Genomic DNA, 15,612 nt, shown 5'->3' with positions numbered 1-15,612 from the left:
CTTACTTGGACATGGTGTAGTAGTAGTCGTCGGCAAACACAGGGTTGTTGATGCGGCCCTTGACCCAGTCACGGTTTACGAAGGGGAACAGGGGTTGGTACAGGGGGATGAAGGGGGTGTCGTTGTAGCCAATGGTCTGGATCTGGCGGTACAGCTCATTGCGCTTCTTGGTGTCAGGGGTGGCCACAGCCTCGGAGATGAGGGCATCCAGTTTGGTGTTTTTGTAGCCAATCTGGGCGGGGTAGTTGCCATCAGAGTGCAGGAAGGGGAAGGCGAAGTTGTGGGGATCGGCGTAGTCAGCACCCCAACCCAGAGCCCACATGGTCATCTGGTTGTTGCCTGCCTGAGCAATCACCTGGCTGAAGGGCAGTTCGCGCACATCCACCTTGAATTTGGGGTTGAGGCTCTCGACGTTTTTCTTCATGATTTCCAGAGCGCTCTTGCGGATGTTGTTGCCGGAGTTGTAGAACACGGGCAGCACGAAGCCATTCTTCCAGACTTCACCTTTCCAGGCGGCTTTGAAGAAGCGGGTGGCTTGGTTTTTGTCGTACTTGTACTTGGGCAGGGTGTTGCTGTAGCCCAGCAGGCCTTTGACCACCACGGTGCTTTGCTGGGTGGCAGCACCAAGCAGCACGTCTTTGATCAGGGAGTTGTAGTCAAAAGAAGCTGCGAAGGCTTTGCGCAGGTTCAGGTCGCTGAAGAAGTTGGCAGGAATGCCTTTGCCGTCCAGTTTGCCGCTGCCCAGGTAGTTGGTTCCCTGAGCATTGATTTTCTGGTTCATGAACAGGGCAATCAGGGTCAACTGGTTGGATTCGGTGACTTTGACGCCATCGAGTTTTTGCACGCGGGGAATGGCAGGACGGTTGATGCTGGCGATGTCAGCATCTCCGGCTTCCAGCATGCGGATGCGGGTGTTCTCGTCTTCCACGTTCTGGATGATCACGCGCTGCAGTTTGGCAGGTGCGCGCCAGTAGTTGTCGTTGCGCTTGAGGATCACGTTCTGGTTGACGTCGTAACGCTCCAGCACAAAGGGACCGGTGCCGAGGGGAATTTTGCGTGCGAACGCAGTGGTGCCTGCAGCAGGGTTGTTGAATTTTTCCCAGTCTTTTTCGGAGCCGCTCCACTCGCCTGCAGCCACAGCATCTGCTTTGTTGTAGATGGAAGCGTAAGGGGTGGCCAGCACAGCAATGAATGCTGCGAAAGGACGGGCAAGGTTGAACACCACAGTGTCAGAGCCTTTGGCCTGCACAGCAGCAGCAACCTGATCGTAGCCGACTTTTCCACCTTTGCGGACGAAGTCGGTGGTGCCGAGCAGGGGCTCGATCAGCAGTTGGGCAGGACCAGAGTCCACGGAGGCCAGCAGGGTGCGCTGGATGCTGTACACCACATCTTCAGCGGTCAGGTCTTTGCCGTTGGAGAATTTGGCATTTTTGCGGATTTTGACGGTGTAGGTTTTGCCACCGTTGCTCACTTCGGGCATGCCTTCAGCGAGGAGGGGAACGAACTTGCTGGCGTTGTTGCCCTCGGGGAAGTAGAGGGTTTCCAGAACGTTCTGGATCACTTCGCCACAGGATTGTTCATAGCAGTCGGCGGGGTCGAAAGTTCTCCAATCCCCGAAAGCCACATCGATGAGGGTGCCGGGGTTCTTGACTTGGGCGCTTGCCACGCTGGCAAGCATGACTGCGCTGAGCAGAAACGCACGTTTGAGCATGTACGTACCAACCTTTCCTTGTAAAGCTAGGCAAATTTGGACAAAGTTTAACACCTGGAATTGTATATGGCAATGGATGCAGGATCCAGCTTGCCAAAAATAGACCAAGACTAAAGATTCATGCTTTTGTGTCTTTATAACGGTAATCTCCTGATTCTGCCTTTGGGCAGTCAGACCAACAACCGTCAAATGCAAGAAGATACAACAATGAGAACCCCTCTGGAGGACTGGACCCTCAGGGAAAACCTTTGTGCTTTGCCCCTCCAAAAAGGACAACTTGCCGTGGTCCTGCAAGTGGAACCCCATATACTGATGGGCATGAAGATTCGGATTTTGTTGCTCGCAGGTGGACAGTCAGGCGAGCATGAAGTGAGCCTCAACAGTGCAAAAAGCATTCTCTCCAACCTGCCCGAGGACCGGTTTGAAGTGACCCCGGTGGTGATCACCAAGCACGGCAAATGGCTGTCTTTGCCCGAGAGCCAGCAGGCCCTCACCGCAGGTCAGGCAGAAAGTGGAGGAGAGATGTTGCTGTCTGCAGCAGGCATGGCCGGAGAACACCATGTGGTTTTTCCGGTTCTGCACGGTCCAATGGGGGAAGACGGCACTGTGCAAGGTTTCTTGACCCTCGCAGGCATTCCTTTTGTAGGCAGTGGGGTGCTGGGCAGCGCTGTGTGCATGGACAAAATCATGACCAAGCAGGCGCTTGCAGCTGCAGGCATTCCGCAGGTGCCGTGGGCTGCCATTTCAAGAAGCGACTGGAAGAAGAACCCCGAGCAGGTCATGGACATCGCCGGGGATCTCGGGTACCCCATTTTTGTGAAACCGGCCAACATGGGCTCCAGTGTGGGCATCTCCAAGGCCAAGCATGCTGATGAACTGGAGCAGGCTCTGGGATTGGCTTTCCACTACGATCGCCGGGTGATTCTGGAAGCCATGACCAGAGAAAAACCCAGAGAGGTGGAAGTGGGGATTCTGGGCAACGATGACCCCAAAGCCAGTGTGGTGGGTGAACTGTCTTTTGACAGCGACTTCTACGATTACGAAACCAAGTACACCGATGGTCTGGCCCAGATGCACATTCCGGCCCACATCCCTGCAGAAGTGCAAACCCGCATTCAGGAATACGCCCTCAAAGCGTTCAAAGCACTGGATTGTGCTGGACTGGCCCGCGTGGACTTTTTCTATTTGCCCCAGAGTGGCGAACTGTACCTCAACGAGCTCAACACCATGCCCGGATTCACCCGCACCAGCATGTACCCCAAACTCTGGGAGGCCAGTGGCATTGGCTACAGTGAACTGGTGACCCAACTGGTGGAACTGGCCCTTGAGGAGCGCTGATGAAACCTTTCGTGCGGTTTTTGCTGGGTTTTGCCCTGTGTGCAGGGGTGGGTCTGGGCCTGATGTGGCTGTTCGAGGTGGTCAATCCTGATCCATGCAAACTCCGCACGCTGGGCTTTCTGGTGGTGCCTCTGGTGTTGGGTCCGCTCAGCATTGGACTGGCCACCAACCGCAAAATGATGGAGAACGGATGGGGGCCTTTCAGTGTGGGCATGATCGCTGCATCGGTGTTTCCGGTGCTCTGGAAAGCCATGACAGGCATTGCCGCACTCAACACTTTGTGTGGCAAGGGTGCCATGTGACTTGTCCGTGTTGAATTGGGTTGAAATCTGGAATATTTGTCCTCGGGGTTTTCCTGAGGACAAATTTCGTATTGTCTGATACGGGAAAGCTTGTACTCCCATCCATCTGCACAGATTGCAGATTTTTGTAAAAAAAACATTATAATACGGAGGATTGGGATTCACCAACGACTGCCGTCACATCGTCAGTGCATGACAGCACGTATGCTGAAGACATCAGCCAAACAGGGCCTCTTTTCATCCACACATCAACCCTGCCCCACACTCCTGTCCAAAAGACAGGGTTCTGCATGTTGCAGGAGGATTTTCAATGAACACGTTCGCTTTTCTGGCCTACCCCAGAGAGATTGCTCAGGATCTGGCCCGACTCACCCATGTGCCTGCACTCAAACTGATTCCAGAGGCTGCTTACGAGTATGCCATGCGCAAACTGCCCCTCAAACCCATGCTGACCGGACACTTACAGTCCAACCAGCATTCCATTCAGGGACATGTGATCAGCGTGCCCCTGACGGCCCACCAATTCCGGGTGCTGCCTGCAGAAATGGTACAAGAAAGAATCAACGATGCCATCACGCATGCCCACGACCTCGGGGCCAGTGTGGTGGGATTGGGTTCCCTGACGGCAGAAGTCAGTCAGGCTGGGCAGGCTTTTGGCTACCGCAAGGACATCAGCATCACCAGTGGTACGGTGTACCGGGCTGCCAGTGTGGTCATGGAGATTGAGCGTCTGCTCAAACACCTCCCCAGAAACCCGAAAGTCACCCTGATTGGCTCGGATTTCAAGCTGATCTCTGCCCTGATGCCTGTGCTGGAAAAGATTTCAGGCATTCACCAGTTGACCACCGATGCGGACCCCGTTCCTGCACGCCTGCGTGAAGCCGACTTGCTGGTGGTTCTTGGAGATCTGGGCGCTTTGCAACTGCGCAGCGAGCACCTCAAGCACAACGCCATTGTGCTGAATGCATCTCGCAGCCGGGCTCTGGACCCCAGAATCGTTCGTGAGCGCTCGGATGTGATTCTCACCGATCCCAGCATCTTCAATCCGGCCATCCGCATCCAGAGCACCCCCGGTCACACCAAAACCCTGTGCCCAAGCCTCACCGAAACCATTTTGCTGAGTCTGGAAGGTCACCGTGGTCACTTTGCTCTGGATGAAGTGCGCACCTCTCAGGTGGAGTACCTGCTGGGCCTCCTCAAAAAACACCAGCATGTGCAACTGGACTTTGTGCCCAGAGCATCCCGTCCCAGCAAACCCGCAGAAAGCTCGGGAAACGTTCGCTGGATTTGAAAAAACACAGAGCAAAAGACAGAGCAAAAGACAGAGCAAAAGGGGATGCGGAAGCGTCCCCTTTTTTCTCATTCACACTTATAAATAATGCAATTTCCAGTCTTTGCTGCCCTGGGTTTCAGCCAATTGCGCCAGAGCCACTCCAGACACCCTCGCTTCTGGAACCAGTGTGCCCTGTGCTTTTTCCACATGGGTTTGAAATTCTGAAAGAGGAAGCTTGCTGTCTGGCAGCAACACTTTGATGATCTGACCCCTCTGGACTTCATATAGACCTGCATAAACGTTGCCTCTGCGGGCATCGAGCGTGACCCCGACCACCCCCTCATGTGGGGCAGCCATGGCCATCAAGGAACTGACGCCAAACACTTCCGCACCCCAGGCACGGGCCAGTCCCAACGCATAACTGGCCGCAACGCGAACCCCGGTGTAGGAACCGGGACCCACCCCCACCACCAGACGGTCCGCCCGAAAGGGGAGACCTGCCTGCTGAAACAGGGCTTGAACTTCAGGGGCGATTCTCTGGGCATGCAGGCGCTCCAGACGCTCACAAAAGGAAAAAGTTCCCTGTGGGGTGACCAGAGCAAGGCTGAGATCCGGGGTGGCAGTGTCAAGGGCTAAAGTCAGCACGGTACCACTTTACTGGTTTTGAGGGGCAGTCATCACCAGAGGTGCAGAGGCCTTTGCTGAACCTCAGCAAACCCCTTTAAAGTGAATCATGCAAAACAGTCCCATCTGCATCAATCAAAAAGGTGATGTTTTTCTGGATTTTTTTGAGGTGTTGGAATCAGAAGCCAACCGATTTGAACCCCTGACCCACGCTCTGGTGGTGGCCCGTGCCGAGCAGGGTTTCCTGTTGATGCTCAATGCGTACCGCCACAAGTGGGAAGTGCCGGGTGGCTTCATTGATGCTGGAGAAACCCCACGCCAGACTGCAGCCAGAGAATTGATGGAAGAAACCGGGCAGGTGGCGGACCTGCGTTTTCGAGGCATCATGAAATTTCAACTTCAGCCTGATGGGCGCATGGAATACGGTGCTTTGTATGTGGCAGGCCTGAAAGAAATCCGCCCTTTTGAACCCAACACCGAAGCCCTGAAAATCCACCTCTGGTCTGGTGAAGACATCGGGTACATTGATGAGATCGACCAGAAGTTGCTGGAATTGTACATGTGATGCTTCACAACACACCACTCAAAGGGTTTTCAGCATTGGACGGATGATCAGGTGACTTTCAGTCTTCTTTGTGCAGCATCTGTCGTTCTTTGATGATGCTCAGGACGGAAGAAACGAGAATCACCAGCAGGGGACCTGCAAATGCACCACCAACAATCAAGAGAAGAGAATCCATGATTTCAGGTTAAAGGCCACAGCTTAAACCCTGCTGTGGATGCCTTGAGCAAATTGTTGCAGACCTGACCATCAGGATGTCTCAACAAACCCACAGGAAGGGTCTTCAACTGTGATGAAGTGAGGCATGTTGCACACTGTTTTCTTTGACATTGATGACACCCTTTTCGACCACTTCAACAGCATGGAAGCTGCTTTTGCCCATGTGTACCACCGCACACCAGAGTTTCATGGAGTCCCCATGGATCACCTGAAGAAACGCCACAAATCCATTCTGGAGGAGGTCCATGACCGTTATGTGGTTCCCAACCTCCTCAATTTGCATGAGGCCCGCAAGAAGCGTTTTGAATTGCTTCTGGAAGAATGTGGAACAGTCAATGACACAGTGGCGGAACGCCTGAAAGACGAATATCGGCAGGCTTTTTTGGAGTCTCGGATGCTGCTGGAAGGCACCCATGACTTGCTGACCAAGCTGCATGGCAAGGTGCAAATCGGGGTGATTTCCAACAACTCGCTGGAAGAACAAACCGAGAAACTGCAAACCCTTGGCATCCACCACTTCATTGATGTGTGGGTGCTCTCCGATGAATTTGGTTTTGGCAAACCCGACCCGAGGATCTACCAGATTGCGCTGGAACGGGCCAACTGTTTGCCCCATCAGGCCCTGATGATCGGGGATGACCATGCCAAGGATGTCGAAGCTGCCCAAAAAGCTGGGATTGCAGCCGTCTGGCTCAACCGTTTTGGTCACGTTGCCCCTGTCAGTGACGTGCGTCAGGTGCGTGGGCTTCATGAACTGTATGCTCTGGAAGAACTACAACCCTTCTTGAGGTGACCCATGAAATTCCTGATGGCATTGTTGATCGGCACAGGTGGACTGGCTCTGGCCCAGAGCTTTGAAGGGTTCCAGACCCCATCCAAAAACATCCACTGCATGCTGTATGAAAACGAGTTGCGTTGTGATCTTTTGCAAAACACAGCTCCCATTCCGCCCAGACCTCAGAATTGCGATCTGGATTGGGGAAACGCTTTTGCCATGGCTTCTGTTGGAAAGTCCATGCGGATTTGCCATGGAGACACTGCTCTGAACCCCAATTATCCGGTGTTGCAATACGGACAGGTCTGGAAAAAGGCTGGATTCACCTGTACGTCCCTGACCTCGGGTTTGAAGTGCGTGAACAAAAACAAGAAAGGCTGGCTGCTTTCCAGAGGCAAGCAAAGTTTGTTCTGAAAGGTTTGCCTGAATAAGCCAACCTCTTGATGTGCCCTGCACCCCTTTTTGCTATACTCAAAAACGCCTTGATGGGGAAGAGTACCCGAGAGGTGGCGCTCAACAGAGAGACCCCGGAAGCTGAAAAGGGGTTGGGAGGCCACTCGGGGAAGGTCGCCCCGGAGCATGCAGAAGAACGTGCCAGTTTGCGGTTTGAAATGGCACCAGTAGACCTGCACGGGTCAGCCCGAGACAGCTTTGTTCAAGTGCCTTGCCGTTGGCAGGGAATTGCGGTGGTACCGCGGGAATGTGTCTTTTCACGTCTCGTCCGCTTGTCGGATGAGGCGTTTTTTTTGGTTTCAGATGTTGTGGTTTCACATCAAGGAGGTCTTATGAAGGAACTGTCCAAAGCTTACGAACCCCAGGCCATCGAGCCCAGATGGGTCAAGAAATGGGGCGACGAACCCTTCCGCGCCGATGCCACCAGCGGAAAACCCCCGTTCACCATTGTGATTCCTCCACCCAACGTCACCGGAAACCTGCACCTCGGGCATGCGCTGGACAACACCCTGATTGACACCCTGATCCGTTACAAGCGCATGGCAGGTTATGAAGCCCTGTTCCTTCCCGGAACCGATCACGCAGGCATTTCCACCCAGTGGGTGGTCACCAAGCAACTGGCTGCTGAAGGCATCAACCGTTTTGACCTCGGACGTGAGAAGTTCCTTGAAAAAGTCTGGGACTGGAAGGCACAGTCTGGTGGGCAAATCGTCAACCAGCTCAAAACCCTCGGGGTGTCCTGTGATTGGACCCGAGAGCGTTTCACCATGGATGAAGGCCTTTCCAGAGCCGTGCGCCAGCAGTTCATTCAGCTTTTCCACGAAGGTCTGGCTTACAGGGGCGAACGGATTGTCAACTGGGATCCCGTTGGGCAAACCACCCTTTCTGACCTCGAAGTGAAACGCGAAGTCAAAAAAGGCAAGATGTACACCCTGTCCTACAAGCTTCAGGACAGCACTCTGGCCCCCAGCAACGGGGAAGCCGGAGAAATCCGTATCGCTACGGTGCGTCCCGAGACCATCTTTGCGGATCAGGCCATCGCCGTGCACCCTGAAGACGAGCGCTTCCAGCACCTGATCGGTCAGAAAGCCCGCATTCCCCTGACCGACCGCTACATCCCCATCATTGCCGATGAAGCCGTGGAGCGGGATTTCGGGGTGGGAGCCCTGAAAATCACCCCAGCCCACGACCCCACCGACTTTGAAATTGGCGAGCGTCACAACCTTGCCCGTCCCAGCGTGATCGACTGGAACGGCAACCTGACCAGTGACCTTGTCCCAGAGGCTTACCGGAATATGGAGCGCTTCGCAGCCCGCAAAGCCGTGGTCAAAGACCTCACCGAAAATGGCGACCTCCTCGAAGAGAAAGACCATGAAACCGCTCTGGGCATTGCAGAGCGCACAGGTGTGGCCGTTGAGCCGATGATCTCCAAGCAGTGGTTTGTGCGCATGGAAAGCATGGCCCAGTCTGTGCTGGAGGGCCTCGATAAGGGAGAAATCACCCTTTACCCTGAGCGCTACACCAAAGTGAACCGCGACTGGCTGGAAAACATCCGCGACTGGTGCATTTCCCGTCAACTCTGGTGGGGCCACCAGATTCCCGTCTGGTACGACGATCAGGGAAACATCTATGTTCCTGATGCTGAAAACCCCGACCTTGACTGCGATCAGGACCCCCGTTACAGCCACCTCAACCTGAAACGCGATCCTGACGTGTTTGACACGTGGTTCAGCAGCAACCTGTGGCCCTTCTCGACCCTCGGGTGGCCGGACACCGCAGACGAGGACTTCCAGAAGTTCTACCCCACCCAGGTCCTCGTGACCGGTTACGACATCCTGTTCTTCTGGGTGGCCCGCATGCAAATGGCCGGATACAAATTCACCGGCAAAGCACCCTTCAGCAAGGTGCTGCTGCACGGCCTGTACCTCGATTCCAAAGGCCAGAAGATGTCCAAATCCAAAGGCAACGGCATTGACCCTCTGGAACTGTTCAGCAAGTACGGCGTGGATGCCTGCCGCTTCGCCTTCTCTTATCTCGCCACAGGTGGACAGGACATCAAGCACGACGACCGCCGTTTCGAACAGGGCAAAGTGTTTGCCAACAAGCTCTGGAATGCATCCCGTTTCGTGATGATGAACCTCAGCAGCGAAGTGGAAACCACCGACACAGGGCTCACCCTTGCAGACCGCTGGATTTTGTCTCGCTACAACGAAACGGTGAAAGAGGTCACACAGGCCCTCGAAGACATGGACATTGCCGCTGCCGTGCGCATTGCTTACAGCTTCACGTGGGATGAATTCTGCGACTGGTACATTGAGGCCTCCAAACCTGCCCTCAGAAACGGCAACCTGAAGACCAGAGAAACCATCACCTTTGTGCTGGAAGGCATTCTGAAACTGCTGCACCCTTTCATGCCTTTCATCACCTCCGAGATTTACGAAGCGCTGGACCACAAACGCCAGATTGCCGTGCACTCGTGGCCCAAATACGACCCTGCCCGCTTCGATGCAGAAGCCACACAGGCTTTCGATTACCTCAGAAGTGCAGTGTCCAGTGCCCGAAGCCTGAAAAGCGAACTCGGGCTTGCCCCTCAGGACCGCCTGCAAGTCAGCATCTCCGGCGAAGGTCTGGACACCATCAAGGCGAACGCTTACGTGGTGGAAGGCATCGCCAGAGTGGAACTGGTCGAGGACATCTCTGGCAAGGTGCTCAGTCAAGTGGCCCCCGGTGTGATCGTGAATGCCCCTCTGGAAGGCACCGTGGAAATCAGCGAGTGGATTGTGCGCCAGAAGAAACGCCTGCAGGAAACCGAGAAACAAATCAAACAGGCGCAGGGCAAGCTGAACAACGCTGGCTTCGTGGCCAACGCCCCTCAGGAGGTCATCGAAGAAGAGCGTCGCCGGGTGGCTGAATTTTCTGCCCAGAGGGACCGTTTGACGGATGTGATCGGGCAGTTTGAGTGACTGAAGGCCGAGGGCATAGGGCCGAGAGCCGAGGGCAAAAATGGCAGAAGGACGAAGGCAGAAAGTGAAAAGAGCTTTGGCTGATGTTTTCAGGGCGAGGCACGCCCCTACAGATCCCCTTGAGCATCTCTACCACGTATCGCACAGTGCTTTCGGCTGTCGGCTCTCGGCTCTTTAAAGGGCGACGCACGCGTAGCCCCTACAAGGCTCTCAACCCAAAACCCCAGAGTCCCCAACATTGTTGGGGGCTTTGCTTTGGGAACGATCCAACAGACATCAGAAGAGGAGGTCTTTAAACTGACCAGAGAAGAAGTTGATTGGAGTGTATGTCCAAGGACCTTGACGACGAAAATTACAGTGAAAATGACCATGAGCAAGAAGACGCGTTTGTGGAAGACCGTTTGCTGGCCACTTTTGACCTGAAACAGCGCGGCTGGACTGCCTCGATGATCCAGAAATTGCTGCCCGAGCACGACGACACCCGCGAGAACCGCCTGAACAAGAAATATGGTCGGGTCAAACTGTACTGGGAATCCAGAGTGCAGGAGGCCGAATCCACAGGGGCCTATGCAGAGTTGCTGGACAGGGCCATTGCTGCCAGTGAGCGCTCTGAAAAAGCCCGCCAGACCCGTGCCCGCAAACGGGAACGCCAGATTCGGGAATTTCTGGAGGATTTTGACCCTCAGATTCTCCCGGTCAGCAAAACGGAGCAGGAGGCTCTGGGCTCAAACCTCGCTCGAAAGCTCAAAGGGCTCTGGGAACTCCACGAATGGTTGCTCAATGAGCACATCAGACGCATCCCAGTTCTGGGCAGATTGACCCGAGAGGAGCGCAAAAATTTGGCGACCAGACTCAATGAAAAATACCTTGAGTCTTTGAAACAGGCGTATCCAGAGCTGGAGTGGCCTGAGGGGTGAAAAATTCCCCTTGACCATCTCTGCCACGTACTGCAAGATGCTCTCGGCTCTCGGCTCTCGGCTCTCGGCTCTCGGCTCTCGGCTCTCGGCTCTCGGCTCTCGGCAACAGGGCGACGCATGCTACAAGGCTTCTCGGCAAAAGGCGAAGCTTGACAAGTCCTGTCCAATGCACCACCGTGCCTTCTGCCTTCTGCCTTCTGCCTCCCAATCCGTTACTGTATACGTAGACCATTTATGAACATTTGCCCTGTCTGTGGTACCCCCAATGATCCCCATGCGGTGCATTGCATCAGTTGTGGTGCACAACTGGAAAATCCACTTCCCAGAATTGAAAAATACGATTTGCAGAAGGTGCTGGGCAGCGGTGGGTTTGGCATCACCTATTTGGCCACCGATTTGAACACTGGCCGAAAAGGGGTGCTCAAAGAGTTTTTTCCCTCTGGTTCCATGCGCAAAAGGGATGGCTCTGTGGAACTTCCGCAGGGTTACAACCTTGATGAAGTGTTGCAGGAGGCCAGAGTCCTCGCCCGTTTCAAGCACGAATCCATCAACATGTGTTACACCGCCGAGCGTCTGAATGGCACGGCTTATCTGTTCTTGGAGTTCATTGAAGGCAAGGACCTGACTTCGGTGTACCACTCGGGCATCCTGACGCCGGGACTGGTCAAGAGCATCCTGATTGATTTGCTGCATGCTCTGGATTATGTGCACAGTCAGGGGTTTTTGCACCTCGACCTCAAACCCGAGAACATCCTGCTCTCTGAGGGGCGTCCGGTCCTGATTGATTTCGGTTCGGCTGTGTTGCACGGTTCCCAGAGCTCCAGAATCGTGACCCATGGTTATTCTGCTCCAGAGCAGTACAGCAAAGGGCTCACTTTGGGCAGCCACACCGATTTTTATGCTCTGGGAGGGGTGGTTTTTTACCTGCTGACAGGCAGGGTTCCTCCGTCTGCACTGGTCAGGATGTCTGGAGAGGATCAGGACAGCGAAGAACTGGTGCGCCAGTTGCCGCAGGACACGCCTGAGGAACTGAAACAGGTGGTGGGCAGGTGCATGGCTCTGGCCATTCCACAAAGGCCTTCCACCGCGTCTGAACTGCTGCAGGTGTTTGGGGTGCAAAGCAAATTGCAAACAGCTCCCAAGCCCTCCGCTGAAAGCCAGAGCAAAGAAAGCCAGCATTTCCATCTGGGGGTGCAGGCCGAGGAAGCCAGAGACTTCAAGGAAGCCGCCAGACGTTTTGAGACAGCAGCCCGAAAAGGCCACCTTGAAGCGGCCTACCGTCTGGGTCAGCTTCACCATCATGGTCAAGGGGTGCCTCAGGACTTCTATGAGGGTTTTCACTGGAGCTCGACAGCGGCCTCTGCAGGGCATCCAGCTGCACAGGCCCACATGGGCTGGCTGTGTTTTTATGGCTGTGGAACTTTCAGGAGCATCAAGCAGGCTGTGGCGTGGTTTGGCAAAGCTGCCGATCAGGGGCATCCTGAAGGGTTGTGCTGGCTGGGCAAACTGCATTTGATGGGTCGAGGTGTTCTTCTGGATGAGGATCAGGGGTTCAAGCTCATCAAACAGGCAGCCTTGAAAGAGCACCCAGAGGCTGAATTTCAGATGGGGATGGCTTACCTGAATGGGGTTTCGGTGAATCGGCATCCTTCCAGAGCGATGTACTGGTTTGAGCGTGCAGCGGACCATGGGCATTTGGCGGCCCTGTACCAACTCGGGCGGTTGTACCGAACAGGGGAGGCCGGGGTCACGGACCTGATTCGGTCCAGGGAATTTTTTCTGAAGGCTTTTGTCTCTGGGTTTCTGGAGGCTGAAAAAGAGCTCTGAGCTTTCATAAATCTGATTGAAAAGGCCCAAATAAATCATTGAACCGGGTCTTTTTGTGCAGCTGCAAGAAATTCATCCTCTGAAAAAACAAAGTCTGGAAAGCAAAAAACCAGACTGCCGTTTTCAAATGTCTGAAAGCTTGCCAGAAAAGTCACGAATTTGTGTGCTGAAAACGATATCATGTGAAGAAGCACACTGTTGGAACGTTCCATAAACCAGAAAAAGAACAGTGTCAGAAGAGGCTGGTGCTTGATGAGCAAACACACCATTCAGGATGTCGCACGGAAAGCCAGAGTTGGCGTTGGCACTGTCAGCCGTGTCTTGAACAACCACCCATCGGTCCGCAAAAGCACCCGGGACAAAGTGCTCGAGGCCATTGAAGAACTGGGATATGCACCCAACCCGCACGCAAGACGCATTGCTGGAGGTCGTTCTTACACGGTCAGTGTGATGCTGCCCATGGTCAGCGTGGAATTTTACGTGCGTCTGGTCAATGCCATTGAAGAATGTCTGGATGAAAACCGTTTTGACATGGCCATTTTTCCTTTGCTTGGCCGTGCCCGCATCGAACGCTACCTGAACAGCAACCGCATTGCATATCAGGCGGACGGCATCATCATGTGCACTTACGACCTCGGGCGGCTTTTCCCCGAGGGGTACCTGCCCACCGAACATCCAGTGGTGCTGGTGGACAACGAATCTGAGCATTACGACTCGGTGTTCCTCGACAACTATTACGGGGGCTATCTGGTCGGTGAATATGCAGCCCGTCTGGGTTTGCCTGCCTACACCATGTCTCTGGAAGAGGACCCAGAGGGGGTTTTCGTCAATCAGGTGTTCGTGGACCGCAAACGCGGCTTTGACGATGGTCTGGCTTCCAGCAACATCCAGATGATGGGTGACTTCCCTTGCGGGTTGCACCATCAGGGTGGGGCTCAGGCTTCCCAGCGCTTGCTCAATGAAGCGGTTTTCCCCTGCACAGTCTTTGCAGCTGCAGACGTGCTGGCCGGCTCCCTCATTGAAGAGGCTGGCAGGCGTGGCTTGGTGGTGGGTCGGGACATCAAAGTGATCGGCTTTGACGACCAGCCTTGGTCTCAGGACATGAAACTCACCACGGTACACCAACCCATTGAAGTGATGGGCCGCCGTGCTGCAGAGATGCTTTTGGAAAGGCTTTCGGGATACGATGGACCGCCCAGAAAAGCCCGGTTCACCCCCCACCTTGTGGAGCGCGATTCCACGCTGGGTGAGGTGTTACCAGCCAAGTACGTGGCAATTGCTGAAAGATAGCCAAAGAAAACTAAACAAGACTGTGCGAAAAGTGTTTCCAAGCCCCCTCGGGATGGTGTAAACTCGACACTTGAAGCGGGGACAGACGTCCCTGGCTGTACATCCCCGAGGGGGGCATATGCCGTGCCTCCCCTTGTGAACGGTTTCACAGGAGTGACAATGAAGACACTGATCTTGGGTGCCGGCTATGCGGGTCTCGCAGCTGCCACCAAACTGAAGCCCACCGAGGGCCTCGACGTTACGCTCATCGAGCAAAACCCCTTCCACACCTTCGAAACCCGTCTGCACGAAGCAGCGGCACACAATACCCAGGTGACCCTCCCCATCGCACCCCTGCTGCGTGGAACCGGAGTCGAACTGGAGCTTGCCAAGGTCCTCTCTGTGGACCTCGACAAAAAAGAAGTGACCACCGACAAAGGCCAGACCCTGTCTTACGATGCCCTCGTGATCGGTCTCGGAAGCGTCACCAACTTCTACCGCATTCCCGGTCTTGCTGAATATGCCAGCGAACTCAAGCGCCTCGAAGACGCCGAAGAGATCTACGCCTGGATCAACAAGGCCCACCTTCCCACCTACACGGGAAGCCGCAACATCGTCATTGGTGGAGCAGGTCTGACCGGGGTGGAGCTTGCCACCGAAGTGGCCCAGCGCACTGATTACCTTTCCAAGCAACTGGGCACCGAAAAACTCACCATTTACCTGGTGGAAGCCGGTCCCAAAATCCTGCCCGTACTGGAAGACGACCTGCGCAACAAAGCCATGAAAACCCTGCTGGACTACGACATCAAAGTGCTGACCGGACACCGCGTCATGAAGGCCACCGAAGACACCGTGACCATTCAGGCCGAAGGTCAAGAGCCTCAGGTGATCAGCTCTGGCAAAACCATCTGGACCGGTGGCATTCAGGCTCAGGACATCGTCAAAGGTGAAAAACTGCAACGTGGTCCTGCCAACCGCATCGTCGTGGACGCCACCCTGCGCATCGCTGAGTACCCCGAAGTCTTCGTGGTTGGCGACATGGCTCTGGGCAAAAACCAGGAAGGCAAACCCGTTCCCACCACTGCCCAGCACGCCGGTCAGCAAGGCCGCACCACCGGTCGCAACCTGATGCGTCTGGCCAAAGGCCGCGAACTGGTTGAATACGAACCCACCACCCTCGGTGAATTTGTGTCCCTCGGCGGCCTGATGGCTGTGGGCTGGATGAAACTCCCCTGGAACCAGAAACTCAAACTCTCTGGCGGTCTGGCCCACATGATGAAAAAAGCCAGCGAATGGCGCTGGAGAGAGAGCATCTCTTAAGTTTTCCTGAGAACCGAAGCCGCTGCCTTGTGCAGCGGTTTTTGTGTTTTATGGCATTT

At 54.8% G+C, this 15,612-nt stretch carries 13 protein-coding genes and 1 other annotated feature; of the genes, 11 read left to right on the top strand and 2 right to left on the bottom strand.

The features are described from left to right. Window position 1 precedes the first annotated feature (1 nt). A complete protein-coding gene (locus Q371_RS16210; RefSeq protein WP_034342120.1) occupies window positions 2-1,711 on the bottom strand; it encodes an ABC transporter substrate-binding protein in 1,710 nt (569 codons plus the stop codon). A 318-nt stretch (window positions 1,712-2,029) separates the two neighbouring features. Here Q371_RS16210 and Q371_RS16205 point away from each other — a divergent pair, with 318 nt between their 5' ends. From Q371_RS16205 to Q371_RS16195, 3 genes are all read left to right on the top strand, one after another. After that, window positions 2,030-3,049 carry a D-alanine--D-alanine ligase family protein gene (locus Q371_RS16205; RefSeq protein ID WP_034342165.1) on the top strand — a complete coding sequence of 340 codons (1,020 nt, stop codon included), beginning with the start codon at window positions 2,030-2,032 and terminating at the stop codon, window positions 3,047-3,049. Continuing rightward, window positions 3,049-3,351 carry a hypothetical protein gene (locus Q371_RS16200; RefSeq protein ID WP_051964611.1) on the top strand — a complete coding sequence of 101 codons (303 nt, stop codon included), beginning with the start codon at window positions 3,049-3,051 and terminating at the stop codon, window positions 3,349-3,351. Before Q371_RS16205 ends, Q371_RS16200 begins: the two co-directional genes overlap by 1 nt. Before the next feature lie 310 nt (window positions 3,352-3,661). Beyond that, on the top strand, window positions 3,662-4,642 hold the full coding sequence (locus tag Q371_RS16195; protein ID WP_034342118.1) for a hypothetical protein: 981 nt from the start codon (window positions 3,662-3,664) through the stop codon (window positions 4,640-4,642). A 78-nt stretch (window positions 4,643-4,720) separates the two neighbouring features. On the opposite strand, the gene tsaB is transcribed toward Q371_RS16195, so the two are convergent. After that, complete coding sequence (gene tsaB / locus Q371_RS16190) at window positions 4,721-5,269, bottom strand: tRNA (adenosine(37)-N6)-threonylcarbamoyltransferase complex dimerization subunit type 1 TsaB (RefSeq protein WP_034342116.1); 549 nt, start codon at window positions 5,267-5,269, stop codon at window positions 4,721-4,723. 88 nt (window positions 5,270-5,357) lie between these two features. Here tsaB and Q371_RS28095 point away from each other — a divergent pair, with 88 nt between their 5' ends. The 8 genes from Q371_RS28095 to Q371_RS16145 all read left to right on the top strand — a co-directional run bounded on the left by Q371_RS28095 (window position 5,358) and on the right by Q371_RS16145 (window position 15,553). Continuing rightward, window positions 5,358-5,813 (top strand): NUDIX hydrolase, encoded by a 456-nt coding sequence (locus tag Q371_RS28095; protein WP_051964608.1) that lies wholly within the window; start codon window positions 5,358-5,360, stop codon window positions 5,811-5,813. A 301-nt stretch (window positions 5,814-6,114) separates the two neighbouring features. After that, on the top strand, window positions 6,115-6,822 hold the full coding sequence (locus tag Q371_RS16180) for an HAD family hydrolase (protein ID WP_034342114.1): 708 nt from the start codon (window positions 6,115-6,117) through the stop codon (window positions 6,820-6,822). Window positions 6,823-6,825: 3 nt separating this feature from the next. Then, a complete protein-coding gene (locus Q371_RS16175) occupies window positions 6,826-7,218 on the top strand; it encodes a DUF6636 domain-containing protein (protein ID WP_034342112.1) in 393 nt (130 codons plus the stop codon). Between the two features lie 59 nt (window positions 7,219-7,277). Next, window positions 7,278-7,532 (top strand) — a binding site (T-box leader). 57 nt (window positions 7,533-7,589) lie between these two features. After that, window positions 7,590-10,220: a valine--tRNA ligase gene (locus Q371_RS16170; RefSeq protein ID WP_034342110.1), complete on the top strand. Its 2,631-nt coding sequence runs from the start codon at window positions 7,590-7,592 to the stop codon at window positions 10,218-10,220. A 326-nt stretch (window positions 10,221-10,546) separates the two neighbouring features. Next, window positions 10,547-11,137 carry a hypothetical protein gene (locus Q371_RS25890; protein WP_051964606.1) on the top strand — a complete coding sequence of 197 codons (591 nt, stop codon included), beginning with the start codon at window positions 10,547-10,549 and terminating at the stop codon, window positions 11,135-11,137. A gap of 234 nt (window positions 11,138-11,371) precedes the next feature. Then, window positions 11,372-12,964 carry a protein kinase domain-containing protein gene (locus tag Q371_RS25885; RefSeq protein ID WP_051964604.1) on the top strand — a complete coding sequence of 531 codons (1,593 nt, stop codon included), beginning with the start codon at window positions 11,372-11,374 and terminating at the stop codon, window positions 12,962-12,964. 252 nt (window positions 12,965-13,216) lie between these two features. Then, window positions 13,217-14,254: a LacI family DNA-binding transcriptional regulator gene (locus tag Q371_RS16150; protein ID WP_051964602.1), complete on the top strand. Its 1,038-nt coding sequence runs from the start codon at window positions 13,217-13,219 to the stop codon at window positions 14,252-14,254. Between the two features lie 159 nt (window positions 14,255-14,413). After that, window positions 14,414-15,553 carry an NAD(P)/FAD-dependent oxidoreductase gene (locus Q371_RS16145; RefSeq protein WP_034342106.1) on the top strand — a complete coding sequence of 380 codons (1,140 nt, stop codon included), beginning with the start codon at window positions 14,414-14,416 and terminating at the stop codon, window positions 15,551-15,553. Window positions 15,554-15,612 lie beyond the last annotated feature (59 nt).

Source organism: Deinococcus misasensis DSM 22328 (genome assembly GCF_000745915.1).
Lineage (GTDB): Bacteria > Deinococcota > Deinococci > Deinococcales > Deinococcaceae > Deinococcus_C > Deinococcus_C misasensis.
This window is presented reverse-complemented; position numbering and strand designations above follow the sequence as displayed.